15 protein-coding genes and 3 tRNA genes are annotated in these 14,984 nt (G+C 46.2%); 12 read left to right on the top strand and 6 right to left on the bottom strand.

Features of this window, described 5'->3' with window-relative positions; genetic code table 11:
• Nucleotides 1-101 precede the first annotated feature (101 nt).
• From ccoN to ttcA, 11 genes are all read left to right on the top strand, one after another.
• Nucleotides 102-1,538, top strand: coding sequence for a cytochrome-c oxidase, cbb3-type subunit I (gene ccoN, locus COW15_RS12215; protein ID WP_293632818.1), 1,437 nt, complete (start codon nucleotides 102-104; stop codon nucleotides 1,536-1,538).
• A gap of 12 nt (nucleotides 1,539-1,550) precedes the next feature.
• Nucleotides 1,551-2,177, top strand: coding sequence for a cytochrome-c oxidase, cbb3-type subunit II (gene ccoO, locus COW15_RS12210; protein WP_293632817.1), 627 nt, complete (start codon nucleotides 1,551-1,553; stop codon nucleotides 2,175-2,177).
• A gap of 11 nt (nucleotides 2,178-2,188) precedes the next feature.
• Complete coding sequence (locus COW15_RS12205; protein ID WP_198783424.1) at nucleotides 2,189-2,365, top strand: cbb3-type cytochrome c oxidase subunit 3; 177 nt, start codon at nucleotides 2,189-2,191, stop codon at nucleotides 2,363-2,365.
• The gene (gene ccoP, locus COW15_RS12200) at nucleotides 2,365-3,333 is read left to right on the top strand and encodes a cytochrome-c oxidase, cbb3-type subunit III (protein ID WP_293632816.1); all 969 of its coding nucleotides are present in this window, start codon (nucleotides 2,365-2,367) and stop codon (nucleotides 3,331-3,333) included. Before COW15_RS12205 ends, ccoP begins: the two co-directional genes overlap by 1 nt.
• A 110-nt stretch (nucleotides 3,334-3,443) precedes the next feature.
• Nucleotides 3,444-3,923, top strand: a complete 480-nt coding sequence (locus tag COW15_RS12195) for a FixH family protein (protein ID WP_293632815.1) — start codon at nucleotides 3,444-3,446, stop codon at nucleotides 3,921-3,923.
• 22 nt (nucleotides 3,924-3,945) lie between these two features.
• Entirely contained in the window at nucleotides 3,946-6,345 is a 2,400-nt protein-coding gene (locus COW15_RS12190; RefSeq protein WP_293632814.1) for a heavy metal translocating P-type ATPase metal-binding domain-containing protein, read from the top strand.
• Between the two features lie 38 nt (nucleotides 6,346-6,383).
• Nucleotides 6,384-6,599, top strand: a complete 216-nt coding sequence (gene ccoS, locus COW15_RS12185; protein WP_293632813.1) for a cbb3-type cytochrome oxidase assembly protein CcoS — start codon at nucleotides 6,384-6,386, stop codon at nucleotides 6,597-6,599.
• Nucleotides 6,596-7,288 (top strand): sulfite exporter TauE/SafE family protein, encoded by a 693-nt coding sequence (locus COW15_RS12180; RefSeq protein ID WP_293632812.1) that lies wholly within the window; start codon nucleotides 6,596-6,598, stop codon nucleotides 7,286-7,288. Before ccoS ends, COW15_RS12180 begins: the two co-directional genes overlap by 4 nt.
• A gap of 55 nt (nucleotides 7,289-7,343) precedes the next feature.
• Nucleotides 7,344-8,096 carry an electron transport transcriptional regulator EtrA gene (gene etrA / locus COW15_RS12175; RefSeq protein ID WP_198783418.1) on the top strand — a complete coding sequence of 251 codons (753 nt, stop codon included), beginning with the start codon at nucleotides 7,344-7,346 and terminating at the stop codon, nucleotides 8,094-8,096.
• A 178-nt stretch (nucleotides 8,097-8,274) separates the two neighbouring features.
• The gene (gene uspE / locus COW15_RS12170; RefSeq protein WP_293632811.1) at nucleotides 8,275-9,207 is read left to right on the top strand and encodes a universal stress protein UspE; all 933 of its coding nucleotides are present in this window, start codon (nucleotides 8,275-8,277) and stop codon (nucleotides 9,205-9,207) included.
• A 77-nt stretch (nucleotides 9,208-9,284) separates the two neighbouring features.
• Entirely contained in the window at nucleotides 9,285-10,253 is a 969-nt protein-coding gene (ttcA, locus tag COW15_RS12165) for a tRNA 2-thiocytidine(32) synthetase TtcA (RefSeq protein ID WP_293632810.1), read from the top strand.
• A gap of 75 nt (nucleotides 10,254-10,328) precedes the next feature.
• Here the strand turns inward: ttcA and COW15_RS12160 are convergent, their stop codons facing one another.
• Both COW15_RS12160 and COW15_RS12155 read right to left on the bottom strand, forming a co-directional pair.
• Complete coding sequence (locus tag COW15_RS12160; protein WP_293632809.1) at nucleotides 10,329-10,952, bottom strand: DUF2987 domain-containing protein; 624 nt, start codon at nucleotides 10,950-10,952, stop codon at nucleotides 10,329-10,331.
• Nucleotides 10,945-11,757 carry a glucosaminidase domain-containing protein gene (locus COW15_RS12155; RefSeq protein ID WP_293632808.1) on the bottom strand — a complete coding sequence of 271 codons (813 nt, stop codon included), beginning with the start codon at nucleotides 11,755-11,757 and terminating at the stop codon, nucleotides 10,945-10,947. The genes COW15_RS12160 and COW15_RS12155 overlap by 8 nt, the downstream gene beginning before the upstream one ends.
• A 397-nt stretch (nucleotides 11,758-12,154) precedes the next feature.
• Between COW15_RS12155 and COW15_RS12150 the strand changes: the two genes are divergently transcribed.
• The gene (locus COW15_RS12150) at nucleotides 12,155-13,078 is read left to right on the top strand and encodes a YvcK family protein (RefSeq protein ID WP_293632807.1); all 924 of its coding nucleotides are present in this window, start codon (nucleotides 12,155-12,157) and stop codon (nucleotides 13,076-13,078) included.
• Between the two features lie 77 nt (nucleotides 13,079-13,155).
• Here COW15_RS12150 and COW15_RS12145 read toward each other — a convergent pair whose 3' ends face one another.
• The 4 genes from COW15_RS12145 to COW15_RS12130 form a co-directional block, all read right to left on the bottom strand.
• Entirely contained in the window at nucleotides 13,156-14,349 is a 1,194-nt protein-coding gene (locus tag COW15_RS12145) for an amino acid aminotransferase (protein WP_293632806.1), read from the bottom strand.
• Between the two features lie 295 nt (nucleotides 14,350-14,644).
• A tRNA-Leu gene (locus COW15_RS12140) sits at nucleotides 14,645-14,731 on the bottom strand.
• Nucleotides 14,732-14,780: 49 nt separating this feature from the next.
• Nucleotides 14,781-14,854: transfer RNA gene (locus COW15_RS12135), tRNA-Cys, on the bottom strand.
• A 20-nt stretch (nucleotides 14,855-14,874) separates the two neighbouring features.
• Nucleotides 14,875-14,950, bottom strand: a tRNA-Gly gene (locus COW15_RS12130).
• Nucleotides 14,951-14,984: the final 34 nt, after the last annotated feature.

Raw genomic sequence — 14,984 nt, 5'->3', positions numbered from 1 at the left:
ACATGACTCGACAACCCTAATAGGAAAGCGAGTTTTGTGTCATTTATAACAGGTAAAGCTTGTCTTTACTAAAAGTAAAAGTAATAAGCAGTGGAAGCATTATGATGAACCATTCCCAGCCAACAGGCGCTGATTACAATTACACCATTGTCCGCCAATTTGCCTTAACTACAGTTTTATGGGGTATTGTTGGTATGTCAGTCGGTGTATTAATTGCGGCTCAGTTAATCTGGCCTCAACTGAACTTTGAAACACCTTGGTTAACGTATAGTCGCTTGCGACCATTACACACCAATGCGGTGATCTTCGCGTTCGGAACATCAGCCCTCTTTGCAACATCCTATTATGTCGTACAACGCACCTGTCAAACCCGACTATTTGCACCTAAGTTAGCCGCATTTACGTTCTGGGGATGGCAAGCCATCATTCTGTCAGCAGCCATCTCTCTGCCAATGGGTTTCACCCAAGGTAAAGAGTATGCTGAGTTAGAATGGCCTATCGATATTGCCATCACTATCGTGTGGGTATCCTATGCAATAGTATTCTTCGGCACTATTATCAAACGAACTACCTCGCATATTTACGTAGCGAACTGGTTCTTTGGTGCATTTATTATCACAGTTGCCGTACTTCACATAGTTAACTCTATGGCAGTACCCGTTAGCCTGTTCAAGTCATATTCTCTGTATAGTGGTGCCGTCGATGCCATGGTGCAGTGGTGGTATGGCCATAACGCGGTAGGCTTCTTGTTAACCGCTGGCTTCTTGGGGATGATGTACTACTTCGTACCAAAGCAAGCGGGTCGTCCTGTTTACTCATACCGTCTGTCAATCGTGCACTTCTGGGCATTGATTGCACTGTACATTTGGGCAGGTCCACACCACTTACATTACACAGCTTTACCTGACTGGACTCAGTCTTTAGGCATGGTAATGTCACTGATCCTATTCGCACCATCTTGGGGCGGTATGATCAACGGTATCATGACCTTGTCCGGTGCTTGGCATAAGCTGCGTACTGACCCCGTACTGCGTTTCTTGGTTGTTTCTCTGTCTTTCTACGGTATGTCTACCTTCGAAGGGCCTATGATGGCAATCAAGACCGTTAACGCTTTATCTCATTATACAGATTGGACTGTAGGTCACGTTCACTCCGGCGCGCTAGGCTGGGTTGCAATGGTGTCTATCGGTTCTCTGTATCACTTGATCCCAGTACTCTTCGGCCACGGCCGTATGTACAGCATCAAGTTAGTCAACGTCCATTTCTGGTTAGCGACTATTGGTACTGTGCTTTACATCGTATCTATGTGGATTTCGGGTGTTATGCAAGGTCTAATGTGGCGCGCAGTGAATGCTGACGGTACTTTGACTTATAGCTTTGTTGAAAGTCTGGAAGCTTCTTATCCTTTCTACTTCGTACGTTTCCTCGGCGGTTGTTTCTTCTTAACCGGTATGTTGTTAATGGCATACAACGTTGTTCGTACTGTGAAAGCCTCTAAAGATTCATTGCCAGCATTGGCTGAACCAACAGCGGCTTAAGGAGCAAACTCGATGAAATTTAATCATGAGATAGTTGAAAAAAACATCGGTTTGTTAGCGATCTTCACCGTTATCGCTATCAGTTTCGGTAGCCTTGTAGAAATCACTCCATTGATTTTCCAAAAGGATACGACTGAACCTGTAGAAGGTTTAAAGCCCTACTCAGCCCTACAGATTGAAGGCCGTGATATCTATGTGCGTGAAGGTTGTTACAACTGTCACAGCCAGATGATCCGTCCTCTGCGTGCTGAAACTGAGCGTTATGGTCACTATTCTGTTGCCGGTGAATCCGTTTGGGATCACCCATTCCAATGGGGTTCTAAGCGTACTGGTCCAGATCTTGCCCGTGTTGGCGGTCGCTACAGCGATAAGTGGCATGAAGTTCACTTAATCGATCCCCGTGCGGTTGTACCTCAATCGAATATGCCCGCCTTCCCATGGCTTGCCGAAAATACGTTAGACGGCAAACTGACTGGCGATAAGATGACTATTCTGCGTAACCTGCATAAAGGCGGTTACAAAGGTAATGATCTTTATACCGATGAAGAAATCGCAGGTGCTCAGAAAGCTGTTGAAGGCAAAACAGAGCTGGAAGCCTTGATCGCATATCTTCAGTCTTTGGGTCACGCACTCAAATAAGGAGGCAATATATGGATTACGGCACATTACAAGGCATTTTGACCATCATTGTGATGCTGACCTTCGTCGGTATATTTGCTTGGGCATATAGCTCGCGTCGTCAAAAATCCTTTGATGAAGCAGCTAATCTTGTGTTTTCCGATGAGGAAATCGGCAAGAAATCGAAGGACTCAGGAGAGAATAAGTGATGAGTAGCTTCTGGAGTATTTGGATTAGCGTACTCTCGTTAATTGTGATCGCGGGTTGTTTTCTATTACTACGTGTGTGTTCCAAAAACACCACGGATGTGAAAGAAGGCGAATCCATGGGACACAGTTTCGATGGTATTGAAGAACTCAATAACCCACTGCCAAAATGGTGGAGTTATATGTTCTATATCACTATCGTGTTTGGCTTGATCTATCTAGCCTTATTTCCTGGTTTAGGTAACTACAAAGGCCTATTAGGCTGGAGCAGTGCCAACCAAAGCATTGGTACTGAACAAGGTATCAAAGCCGACTCTGCAGCAGCCATTGCACTCGCAGCGGAAGAAGGCCGTTATGTTCAGTATGATCAAGAAGTAAAACACGCTAACGAAAAATATGGCCCTATCTTCGCAGCTTACTTGGCGACACCACTAGAAGAGTTAGTGAAAAATCAAGAAGCATTGAAAGTGGGTGGCCGTTTGTTCCTACAAAACTGCGCGCAGTGCCATGGCTCTGACGCACGTGGTAGCAAAGGCTTCCCTAACTTGACCGATGGTGACTGGTTATATGGTGGCGAGTTAGCCACGATTAAAACCACTATCATGGGTGGTCGTCATGGCATGATGCCGCCAAAAGGTGGTTTGCCAATTGATGATAGCGAAATTGCGGGTTTAGCCGAATACGTTGTTAAATTGTCTGGTCGTGAGCATGACGAGAAACTCGCTGCGCTTGGTCAAGGCTCATTTATGAAAGGTTGTTTCGCGTGTCACGGTATGGACGCAAAAGGCAATAAATTCATGGGTGCACCTAATTTAACTGACGATGTTTGGTTATATGGCGGTAGCCGCGGCGTGATCGAAGAAACGATCAAACACGGCCGTGCAGGCGTCATGCCAGCATGGAAAGACGTTCTCGGTGAAGAGAAAGTTCACGTGATCGCAGCTTATGTTTATAGCTTGTCAAACAAGTAATTAGATATGAGTAACCCTAAGGCCTCGAAGACTTCGAGGCCTTTTTTTTAAAGTGCTAAAACCGCCTTTTAACGGTAAAATGGCGCGAAATTTTTTAATGGATATCCGATATGAACGAACAACAAGCTTGGTATAAGCAGTTCTGGCCTTGGTTTTTAATTATTCTTCCTTTATGTGCCGTCGTCGCAAGTTTTACCACACTAAAAATTGCCCTCTCAAACTCAGACTCCCTAGTCGCCGAGGATTACTATAAAGAAGGTAAAGCCATCAATATGGATTTGAGTAAAGTGCAATACGCTAAGCAATTAGGCATGCAATTTTCACTCGAGCAGAATCACCATGAAGTACTGCTGACTCAACACGGTGGCCCAGCCTACCAAGCCGCATTGAAAGTTGAATTTTACCACCCAACGCTGGCAGAGAAAGATCTTAAGCTGACCGTGACTGCCGATGCCAATCATGTCTACCGAATTACCCTGCCCGATGTACTCACTGGTCCATGGGAAGTGCGCCTCGAAGGTTTTGATGGTAAATGGCGCATTCATCAACGTGTTGAATTAAAAGATAATGCCCAATTGTGGTTGAATTGATTGTAGTTGAATAAGAATGGCTATGACACATCCAAGTTGTTTCCACTGTAATGAGCCTGTGCTAACGGGGGCGCAGTTTGTAACTCGCATTAATGATCGTGATGAATTGATGTGTTGCCCTGGTTGTCAGGCGGTTTCTCAGGCAATTGTGGATGCGGGATTACTCAGCTACTACAAATTCCGTACCGAACCAGGCAGTAAACAGAACGCCCTCGTCCCCGAAGCCTTAACGCAGTTTAGTGCCTATGACTTACCCGAAGTGCAGCAAGACTTTGTCCATTCAGAGAACAATATCGAGTCAGTGTCACTCTCTATCGATGGCATCACCTGCGCGGCCTGTGCTTGGTTGATTGAGCACAAAGTGAAACAGCTTGTGGGAGTGAGCCAAGTGCTCGTCAACTCGACCACCCAAAGGGCGATGATCAGTTGGGATAAACGCGCGGTAAAACTCAGCGATATTCTCGGGCAAATTGGTCGCATTGGCTATCAAGCCGCGCCCTATCAAGTGGATGAGCAGGAACGGAGCAGTAAACAAAATAGTCGCAAATTTTTGCTGCGCTTAGGCTTAGCGGGCTTTGCGACCATGCAGGTGATGATGTTCGCCCTCGCCCTCTATACGGGCTACTTTACCGATTTAGATGTGCAATATCGGGACTATTTCCGCTGGGTGAGCATGATTTTTGCCACACCTGTGGTGCTCTATTCGGCGCAGCCCTTCTATTTTAGCGCTATTCGCACCCTGCTCAGCGGCAGACTCAATATGGATGTGTCCGTCTCCATTGCGATTGGCGGTGCCTACGTTGCCAGCTGTTTTGCTACAGTGAACGGCACTGGCGAAGTGTATTTTGAATCTGTGTCCATGTTTACCTTCTTCCTGTTACTCGGGCGCTACTTCGAGCAAAAGGCTAGACAAAAGGCCTCTGTTAGCTCGAGTAATTTACATAAGTTAGTGCCGCTCACGGCGCACCTAGTGACCGAAAATGGTCAAGAGGAAATCCCTGCCAAAAAGTTACGCCTCGATGACATTATTCTTGTCAAACCCGGGGAAATTGTGGCCGCCGATGGTGCGGTAATTGAAGGCCACACTAGCATCAATGAAGCCATGCTCACCGGCGAGCAAATGCCGATTGAAAAACCAGTTGCTAGCCAAGTTTACGCTGGCACCATCAACGTCGACCAACCCATTAAAGTTAAAGTCACTGCGCTGGGGCAAGATCAACTGGTGGCCGAAATTATTCGCCTGCAGGAGCTTGCATCCAATACAAAACCTGCGATTGCACTATTAGCCGATAAATTATCGCGTTATTTCTCGGGCTCCATCCTGACCATAGCGACAATTACGTATTTGGTTTGGCAGCAGATCTCCCCTGAGGATGCCTTTTGGGTCACCTTGTCGGTATTAGTCGCAACCTGCCCCTGCGCCCTAGCGCTAGCAACCCCAACGGCAGTCACCTGCGCCACCGCCATTTTTACCCGCCTTGGGATCATTACCCGCAAAGCTGGGGTGTTTGAAAAACTGCCGCTGATCAAGCATGTTGTCTTTGATAAAACGGGCACACTGACCTGTGGTACCCTCTCCATAGGTCGAATAGAGTGCTATGGTGATATGCCAAAGGATAAAGCACTCGCCATCGCCGCGGCACTTGAAAGTGGCTCTCGTCATCCCATTGCCAATGCGTTCGCTCTTCATGCGGATAGCCGTCTTGTTGCCGAGCAAGTTCACCACGAAGTGGGCTTTGGGATCAAAGGCATAATAGAGGGTATTGAGTATCGAATTGGCAACGCCCATTTTACAGGGGCAAAGGTAGATAACAGCCTGACTCAACAGCAAATTTGGCTAGCCCGTTTAAACGGTGAAATACTCGATGTGATAGCCAGCTTCATTATTCAAGACAATATTCGTGTAGACAGTAAAGTGACAGTGGAGGCCCTAAAACAACAGGGTTGTCTCGTCAGTATCGCCAGCGGCGATAGCTCAGGGCATGTGCATCAACTGGCCAAAGAGCTGGGGATTGACGATGTGCACAGCGGCTTAACCCCCGCGGATAAACTTGCCCTAGTGAAACAATTACAACAGCATACTCGGGTTGCCATGTTTGGCGATGGGATCAATGACGCGCCTGTGCTTGCGGGCGCCGATTTGTCGGTGGCCATGGGCAGCGGCAGCGCTATCGCGAAAAACAGTGCCGATTTGATTTTGCTTGGGGATCATCTGTCTCGCTTCACCCAAGCGGTCGCGGTCGCTAAACTGACAACACGGATTATCAGACAAAATTTGGTCTGGGCGCTGGGTTACAACGCCCTGATCTTGCCGTTAGCCGTCACGGGCCATGTGGCACCTTATATCGCCGCCATTGGCATGTCGGCGAGTTCTTTGATTGTGGTCGGCAATAGCCTGAGATTATTGCGGGCTAAAGTGTGATCACAATGAATGTGAAACCAAACGAGTAAGAGGTCATTATGGAAATTATTTATGTGCTTATCCCCATTGCCATGATCTTTGTCGCCATCGCTGTAATGGTATTTTTTTGGGCGGTGAAATCCGAGCAATTTGACGATTTAGACCGTCAAAGTGTGTCGATATTATTCGACGAAGACACCGTTAAGCCAAACAGCCATCCCTTGCCTGAAAAAGAGAAAGCAGATGCTGCGCAAGACAAAGGCATGCCGCTGTGATTGAGTACAATGTCACTGGTGCTTTTCTTGTTGGTCTTATGGGCGCCGCCCATTGCTTTGGCATGTGTGGCGGCTTAGTAGGTGCTTTCTCCGCCCAAATCCCTCATTCTAAAACAGGTAATCTGCTGGCACACCAGCTCAAGTATCTACTGAGTTACAATCTTGGGCGTATTTCGAGTTACACCTTAGCGGGCGGCTTAGTGGGCGCATCGTCGGCAGGTTTAGGTCACTTATTTGAACTGGATACTTATCTGATTGTGCTGCGTATCATTGCCGGACTGATGATGATCGCAACTGGGCTGTATATTGCCAAAATTTGGGTTGGAATCGTGCAGATTGAACGTGTCGGACAATGGTTATGGCAATATTTAAAGCCCATAGCGCAACGTCTTGTGCCTATCAAAAGTCCGAATCAAGCGGTGATGGCCGGTTTTATTTGGGGCTGGCTCCCCTGCGGTCTCGTCTATAGCACCTTAACTTGGTCGGTAGCATCTGGTTCAGCCAGCCAAGGCGCCTTGATTATGTTGGCCTTTGGACTTGGCACCTTACCCGCCCTATTGAGTGCTGGCGTGGCGGCTAAACGGCTTGCTGCTTGGGTGCAACAGAAAACCGTTAGAGTATTGAGTGGCTTACTTTTAATGGCCTTCGGTGGACAAACTTTATATATCGCACTGGCGCAGCTAAACTAGCCCAAGTGAATGAATTGGTTTAACATGGCAATAGTGGCTTAACTTGAGAACCGACATGACAATCGAACAGAATAAAAATCGTCGCCCCGCTGCGAGCGGATGCACAATCCATTGTCACGACTGCAGTATGGGTACCCTTTGTATTCCTTTTACCCTTAATGCCAATGAACTCGATCAACTCGATGATATTATTGAGCGCAAAAAACCCATCCAGAAAGGTGAGCAGATTTTTAAATCTGGCGATCCCTTAAAATCCCTGTTTGCGATCCGCTCTGGCACCATCAAGAGTTATACCATTACCGAACAAGGCGATGAGCAGATCACTGGTTTTCATTTGGCGGGTGATGTCATTGGTTTCGACGGTATCCACGCGCAGTTGCATCAAAGTTTTGCCCAAGCCCTCGAGACCTCCATGGTATGTGAAATCCCCTTTAATATCCTCGATGAACTGTCGGGCACTATGCCTAAGTTACGCCAACAAATTATGCGCCTAATGAGCAATGAAATTATGAGCGATCAAGAAATGATCCTCTTGCTCAGCAAAAAAAATGCCGAGGAGCGCCTCGCCGCATTTATTAGCAATCTTGCGAATCGTTTTGGCAACCGTGGTTTTTCACCCAAAGAATTCCGTTTAACTATGACTCGCGGTGATATAGGTAACTATCTTGGGCTTACCGTTGAAACCATCAGTCGCCTACTCGGCCGTTTCCAAAAGTCAGGCCTAATTGAAGTGAAAGGCAAATACATCACCATAGTCGATCACCAAGAGCTAAACTTATTAGCCGGAAACGCCAGAATTGCTAGATAGCTAACTGCAGATAATCACCCCCTTAATGGCGTTAACGTTGCGGCAAAATACTGATTGGTTGATATCTATACTGCTCTAACATTAGAGACTGTTTTTTAAATGATTTTTGATCTAGAACAATACAGCTAACTGCCAAAGGCCCATGATAAAGGTGAGCCTATGACTAAAGGAACATGTTATGAAGGATTATCAAAAAATACTGGTTGTAGTAGACCCCACGACTGAAAATCAGGTTGCCCTCGCTCGCGCCGTGACTTTAGCGAGTAAATCTAATGCCCATGTGACTGTGTTTCTTTCTATTTTTGATTTCTCCTATGAAATGACCTCGATTCTGTCTAATCAGGAACGTGAAGCCATGCGTCAAGGGGTTATCGATCAACGATTGGCATGGATCCAAGACTTGCTCGCAGCTTATAGTCATTTACAACTCAGTATCGACACCCAAGTCATTTGGCATAATCGCCCCTTCGAAAGCATTATTAACCATGCGATTGCAGGTCAATACGATTTGATTGTTAAGGGTACCCACGCCCATGACAAACTTAAGGCGGTGATCTTCACTCCAACCGATTGGCATTTGATGCGTAAAGCCCCAGTGCCGGTATTAATGGTCAAGGACCATGATTGGCCAGATGCAGGCAAAATACTCTGTGCCGTCAATGTGGCAACGGAAGACACCGATCATCAAATGCTTAACGGTAAAATTATCGAGCATGCTAAGGATTTGGCGCTTAAATTTGCAGCCGAAGTCCATTTAGTCAATGGTTATCCGGGAACGCCGATTAACTTAGCGATTGAGTTGCCCGATTTTGATGCGCAAACCTATAATGACACTATTCGCATGCAACATGAACAACGTGTCAATTATCTTGCGAATGCCTATGGTATCGATGTAAATCGTTGCCATGTCAAAGAGGGTTTACCAGAGGATGTTATCCCTGAACTTGCCGAGCAATTAGATGCAGAGCTTGTGATCCTAGGGACCGTTGGCCGCACTGGGTTCTCCGCCGCATTAATTGGCAATACTGCCGAGCATGTGATTGATAGCATTAACTGCGATTTATTAGCCATTAAACCTGATGGCTATAAATCCCCCTTAGAAGAGGCTTAAAGCACTCCGCTCTTTACCCCGCCTAAGATAGCTGGAATAATACGCGCCCTGAAACTGTGTTACTGGGCGCTTTTTTTATGTTGGAAGCTATGTCTGAAGTTATGGCGAGTCAAATGTCTGAAGAATTATCAAAAAAACACACTACCCGTCTGAATAAATTGCAAAAGCGTCTGCGTCGTGAAGTGGGTAGCGCCATCGCCGATTACAATATGATCGAAGAAGGTGACCGTGTCATGTGCTGCCTTAGTGGCGGTAAAGACAGCTATGCCATGCTTGATATTCTAATGAATCTGCAGCAACGCGCGCCCGTTCAGTTTGAAATTATTGCGGTGAATTTAGATCAGAAGCAGCCCGGTTTTCCCGAAGATGTGCTGCCCGCTTATCTGGATAAGTTAAACATCCCCTATCACATCCTCGAGAAAGACACTTACTCGATAGTGAAGGACAAGATCCCTGAGGGTAAAACCACCTGCTCCCTATGCTCTCGCCTGCGCCGCGGTACGCTTTATGGTTTTGCCCAACGTATCGGCGCCACTAAAATCGCCCTAGGCCACCACAGGGACGATATTATTGAGACCTTGTTCTTAAACATGTTCTTCGGTGGCAAGATGAAAGCTATGCCACCTAAACTGCTGTCGGATGATGGGGCCAATGTGGTTATTCGTCCTTTGGCCTACTGCCGCGAAAAAGATTTAGAGGAATATGCCGAGCTAAAGCAGTTCCCCATTATTCCCTGTAACCTATGTGGCTCACAGGAAAACTTAAAACGCCAAGCCGTTAAAGACATGCTTAACCAATGGGATAAACAATATCCAGGCCGTATCGAAACCATTTTTACCGCCATGCAGAATACGGCACCTTCCCAAGGTGTTGACCGTGAGCAATTTGATTTTATCTCGCTCAAACGCGACCCCAATGCCCCGATGAAAGGGGATGTAGCCGAGGCCGAGTTACCTGCCTTCGATTTTCTCGATATTGCCAACAGTGGTCATATTGATTTAGATGCGGTTAAGCGTATCGATATTGTCAATGTCTATGAGGTTTAATGCCCTAGGCTAACAATAAAAATGCCCACATTTGTGGGCATTTTTATTGTTCCAAACTTTTTATTTCTTAACGAGTTATTTCACCCAGGGGCTTAATATTGCGGGTGGTTGGCTGAAACCTAATGAATTCATCGAATCAAGCTCTGCGGCGGTTAATTTAAAACTGCCTTTGATTTGTTGCTCACGCCCATCAACACTGACGCTGATGTCTTGCTCGGGGCTAAACTCAAAATTCAGCCCTGCTATTGGCTCCCTAAAATAGCGCATGGGGAATCCTTGCATGGTCCCAAGCAAATTATCCATTTCATCGACAAGTTGCTGCAACTGCGCTTTATCGTACTCTGTTTGGGCTCGCTTAGCACGGACCTGCATCGCAATGGCGCAGCCCTCGGCACTGCCTGCAAAATTCAGATTAACTAAGGCCCGCTGGTCCTTTAAAGCATCATCGAAGGGAATAAATAACCGCTGTGCCGAGGTATAGGTTAATGGTGTTGAAGTTTTTTCACTTGAAATAGTACCGCTTTGTATAATGCAATTTGGCTGCATAGGCACGCTGAATGCCACTTCGACGAGTTGATAACCGCCCTTATTAACTTGCTTTAATCTGTCATAAAACCCTTTATATTCAAGGGATATGGTTGTTGAATGAGCCACAGATGTCCATAAACATAACCCTGCTAATAAGCATTTTTTATACATCAAGCTTCACCAAATATTTTTCATTGTGACGTAACATATCGAGTAATTCATCGATATAAGCTTCTTGCCTTTCAGAATAATTCACTAAGCCATAAATTAATTGATCAGCGGTGGGCTCTAATTCCTGCGACCGTAAGTCGGCGCGAATAGAGCGAAATAAGGCATAGGCCGTATTCGCATTTAAATTGCGCAAATAAGACGCCACTGAAGCATCTACCGAAGGGAAAACTTTGACTTCGTGGACTTTTCCTGAACCTCGGGACGATGGCACTATGCCACAACCGGCACTAAAGCACCATTCGCCAAAGAAATTAAAACCTTCCCGAGCGAAACGTGAACTCCCCCAACCAGACTCATTTGCAGCCTGAATTAACACCATAGATTCTGGCACTATATCAACACGTTTGAGTAAGCTGCCCAGTGACTTAGTATCAATATTTCGCGCGGCATACTGATACTTATCAAAAAGCTGATGGAGCTGCGTTAACTGTGTTTCCGATAAACTTTCACCACTCTCAATCAGCTCGCCCATGTCTCTCACAAAATCACGCTCAGTAGCAATAATGGCATTTTGTTGTTGAATGATGGGCCTTAGGAAATCGAAAAAAGCTTTCTTCTTTTGAATAATATCGTTTATAGCAGAAAAGTCAGGTACTTGAGTCACAGGATCGACGGAGTTTTCCAATTGGGTTACAATGGAAACGGGCTCATCTGCAGTAGGGATGAGCCAAATTCTCAGCGAAAATATTGCTAATATCACCATGGCTAACGCCAATGTAAATGAACCAATTCTACCCGTTTTCAATAAGTCACCTTTGATCTGTCAGTTTGTATTGGCAAAATAAACGCCAGATTATATGTCATATATTGGATTTTACGAAATCAACTGATCTTGAGTTGAACCAATATTCATAAGCGACATTAAAAGAATGCATGGCAAGCCTGTCGTTAGCCGTTAAACAAGTTAAAACGCCCATAGGCCCAATATTTAAGTCGAATTTTTAGTGCATGCTTTTGACTGAGCTTTTATACTAAGGTTCCTATCGCCGACAGCACCATTGAATGCACTGAATTGAAGGCACTTAGAGATGGCCATAGATTGGAACCGCACCCACCTAAATATTCAACTTAAATAGTGCCATTTAGGTTTAGCGAATGCACAGACCAAGATTTTACCGGGTATTCAGGAAGGAACAACCCATATGCAACATCAACTCTTAAATCAGTACCATAATGTCGTCGCCATAGGTGGAGGCCATGGTTTAGGCCGAGTCCTCTCCTCACTCGATTTTTTAGGTAAGCGCCTCACTGGCATTGTCGCCACAACGGATAATGGTGGCTCAACGGGTAGATTAAGGGCGCAGCAGGATTGTATTGCCTGGGGTGATCTTCGCAATTGTCTATCACACCTCGCCTATCGTCCTTCTGTCGGCTCTCAACTGTTTGAATATCGCTTCCAAGGTGACACTGAGTTGAGTGGCCATAATCTAGGTAATCTCATGCTGCTGGCGCTGGATCAACTCTGCGTTAGGCCACTCGAGGCGGTAGATATTATTCGAAATCTTTTGAAAATAGAGACTCGACTCATTCCGATGTCGGAACAACCTACGCACTTAGTCGCCCTTCAAGCATGCGGTAGCAAGGTCTTTGGTGAAGTGAATGTCGATAAAATGGCTGAAGCACCGATTGCACTTTGCCTTGAACCTATGGTGGATGCCACTTTTGAAGCCTGCGAAGCCATTCGTCGAGCCGATCTGATTATCTTAGGCCCAGGTAGCTTCTTGACCAGTATTATGCCTCCTCTTCTATTGCCCCGTTTTGCCAAAAGTGTGTCGGCATCTCAAGCGCCGGTGATCTTTATTGATAACCTCGACGAGGAGTCATCCCCTGCGGCTCAATTTAGCCTTGAGCAACGCATTGCTTGGTGCCATCAAGTGATTGGAAAGCCAGTGATCACTAAGGTGCTACGCCACGGTGAACAGGTTCGTTTAGACACGCTAGTTAACTATTTCCCACTCAAAAACAGGCATAATCCTAATCTGCATGATCAAGCGGGACTGAGGGATGCACTCAGTGCTGTGCTGCGAATAAAATCGGATTTAGGCCTACAATCCCTCGCCTGTTAATTTATCTTCAACAACAAAAAGGACAGCCTAGGCTGTCCTTTTCATGATGGTTATGCCGAATATCACCACGCGATAACTTAAAGCACTTGTGCAATTGCCTTGCAGATCACTGGCATATTGGTTTTAGTCATACCCGCAACACTAATGCGGCCAGATCCCACAATATAGACACCAAATTCATCCTTTAGGCGTGCAACTTGGGCTTTATTTAAGCCTGAGAAACTGAACATGCCATTTTGACGGGAAATAAAACTGAAGTCCTGAGTCACGCCCTCAGCCTTTAAGCTGTCAACAAACAGAGTACGCATTTCGGCAATACGCTCACGCATCTCTGTCACTTCTTGTACCCACATGGCTTTTAGTGTCGCATCATCCAGAATGGTGCTGACGATCAAGGCGCCGTGGGCTGGCGGGTTTGAATAGTTTGCACGAATAGTGCGCTTCACTTGGCTAAAGGCGCGTACGGCAGCATCCGCATCCCCGGCAACCACAGTCACTGCGCCGATACGTTCATTATACAAACCAAAGTTTTTAGAAAATGAGTTCGCCACTAATAGCTCAGGCACTTTAGATGCGACTAAGCGTAAACCTGCCGCATCTTCTTCAATTCCACTGCCAAAACCTTGATAGGCAAAATCGAATAATGGGACCAGTTTTTTATCGGCACAAAGCTTTGCAACACTCTCCCACTGAGCCAGCGTTAAATCGATACCCGTCGGATTGTGACAGCAACCATGCAGCAAAATGATATCGCCCACTTCGGCACCGGCAAGGTCCATCATCATGGCTTCAAAATCAATATCATGGGCGCTAGCATTGTAATAACCGTATTCTTTGACCGTTAATCCTGCTGTTTCAAAGATATTTTGATGGTTTGCCCAAGTGGGATTACTCACCCACACGGTACGGGATGGGGTGTTACGCAGTAAAAACTCGGCTGCGATACGTAATGCTCCCGTACCACCAGGCGCTTGCGCTGTGGCCGCGCGACCCGAGGTGAACAGTGGACTGCCCGCACCAAACAGCAGTTCTTGTACTACGCGGTTGTAGGCTTGTACGCCCTCAATACCTAAGTAGTTTTTGGTCTTCTCTTGCTCGAGCAACAGTGCCTCAGCCTTTTTAACTGACTGTAATACGGGGGTCTGTCCTGCTTCGTCCTTATAAATCCCCACTCCGAGGTTGACTTTATCTTGGCGAGGATCTGCCTTAAAAGTATCAGTTAAGCCAAGGATGGGATCGGCGGGTGCAAGTACTACCTGAGAGAAAATCATGACTACTTATCCTAAATATTCGCGTGTAGGGAAATTTCGGCTTATTTATACCACTCTCTTAGGAGGGGTAATAGCTCCTTATCCCCGATCTAAATGAAATTGTTTCACTATTATGGATTTATCAAAATTATTGACAAATAGATGAGATATCTTCGGCGTGTAGGGTTAATCGTTTTATAAATGTAATTTTTACTGCCTAGATCACAATAGGATGGCAGCAATGATCGTAGGAGAGATGGGAATAGTGTTGATCAAAGTAAAAAGGCCTAACGATTAAGTTAGGCCTTTTCAATTATGGTACCCGAGGCCAGACTTGAACTGGCACGCTGTTACCAGCGAGGGATTTTAAATCCCTTGTGTCTACCGATTCCACCACTCGGGCAAACTCTGTGTATTAACGACGGGAATCGTGTCATTAACACTTTATTTTATGGAGGCGCGACCCGGAGTCGAACCGAGATCGACGGATTTGCAATCCGCAGCATAGCCATTCTGCCATCGCGCCAATCTGCCAAGTATAAAACTTGGAGCGACATATCGGGTTCGAACCGATGACCTATACCTTGGCAAGGTATCGCTCTACCAACTGAGCTAATGTCGCGTTTTATGCCAGCTTAAACTGACTGTTTAGCTTC

Origin of the sequence: Shewanella sp. CG12_big_fil_rev_8_21_14_0_65_47_15 (assembly GCF_002783505.1) — a bacterium.
Classification (GTDB): domain Bacteria; phylum Pseudomonadota; class Gammaproteobacteria; order Enterobacterales; family Shewanellaceae; genus Shewanella.
Note: the sequence above shows the minus strand (reverse complement) of the source record. Positions and strands in the feature narration are given on the sequence as shown.

Coding starts and splice junctions, on each gene's coding strand:
- ccoN (WP_293632818.1), top strand. CDS start 102: ATGATGAACCATTCCCAGCCAACAGGCGCTGATTACAATTACACCATT.
- ccoO (WP_293632817.1), top strand. CDS start 1,551: ATGAAATTTAATCATGAGATAGTTGAAAAAAACATCGGTTTGTTAGCG.
- COW15_RS12205 (WP_198783424.1), top strand. CDS start 2,189: ATGGATTACGGCACATTACAAGGCATTTTGACCATCATTGTGATGCTG.
- ccoP (WP_293632816.1), top strand. CDS start 2,365: ATGAGTAGCTTCTGGAGTATTTGGATTAGCGTACTCTCGTTAATTGTG.
- COW15_RS12195 (WP_293632815.1), top strand. CDS start 3,444: ATGAACGAACAACAAGCTTGGTATAAGCAGTTCTGGCCTTGGTTTTTA.
- COW15_RS12190 (WP_293632814.1), top strand. CDS start 3,946: ATGACACATCCAAGTTGTTTCCACTGTAATGAGCCTGTGCTAACGGGG.
- ccoS (WP_293632813.1), top strand. CDS start 6,384: ATGGAAATTATTTATGTGCTTATCCCCATTGCCATGATCTTTGTCGCC.
- etrA (WP_198783418.1), top strand. CDS start 7,344: ATGACAATCGAACAGAATAAAAATCGTCGCCCCGCTGCGAGCGGATGC.
- uspE (WP_293632811.1), top strand. CDS start 8,275: ATGAAGGATTATCAAAAAATACTGGTTGTAGTAGACCCCACGACTGAA.
- ttcA (WP_293632810.1), top strand. CDS start 9,285: ATGTTGGAAGCTATGTCTGAAGTTATGGCGAGTCAAATGTCTGAAGAA.
- COW15_RS12160 (WP_293632809.1), bottom strand. CDS start 10,952: ATGTATAAAAAATGCTTATTAGCAGGGTTATGTTTATGGACATCTGTG.
- COW15_RS12150 (WP_293632807.1), top strand. CDS start 12,155: ATGCAACATCAACTCTTAAATCAGTACCATAATGTCGTCGCCATAGGT.
- COW15_RS12145 (WP_293632806.1), bottom strand. CDS start 14,349: ATGATTTTCTCTCAGGTAGTACTTGCACCCGCCGATCCCATCCTTGGC.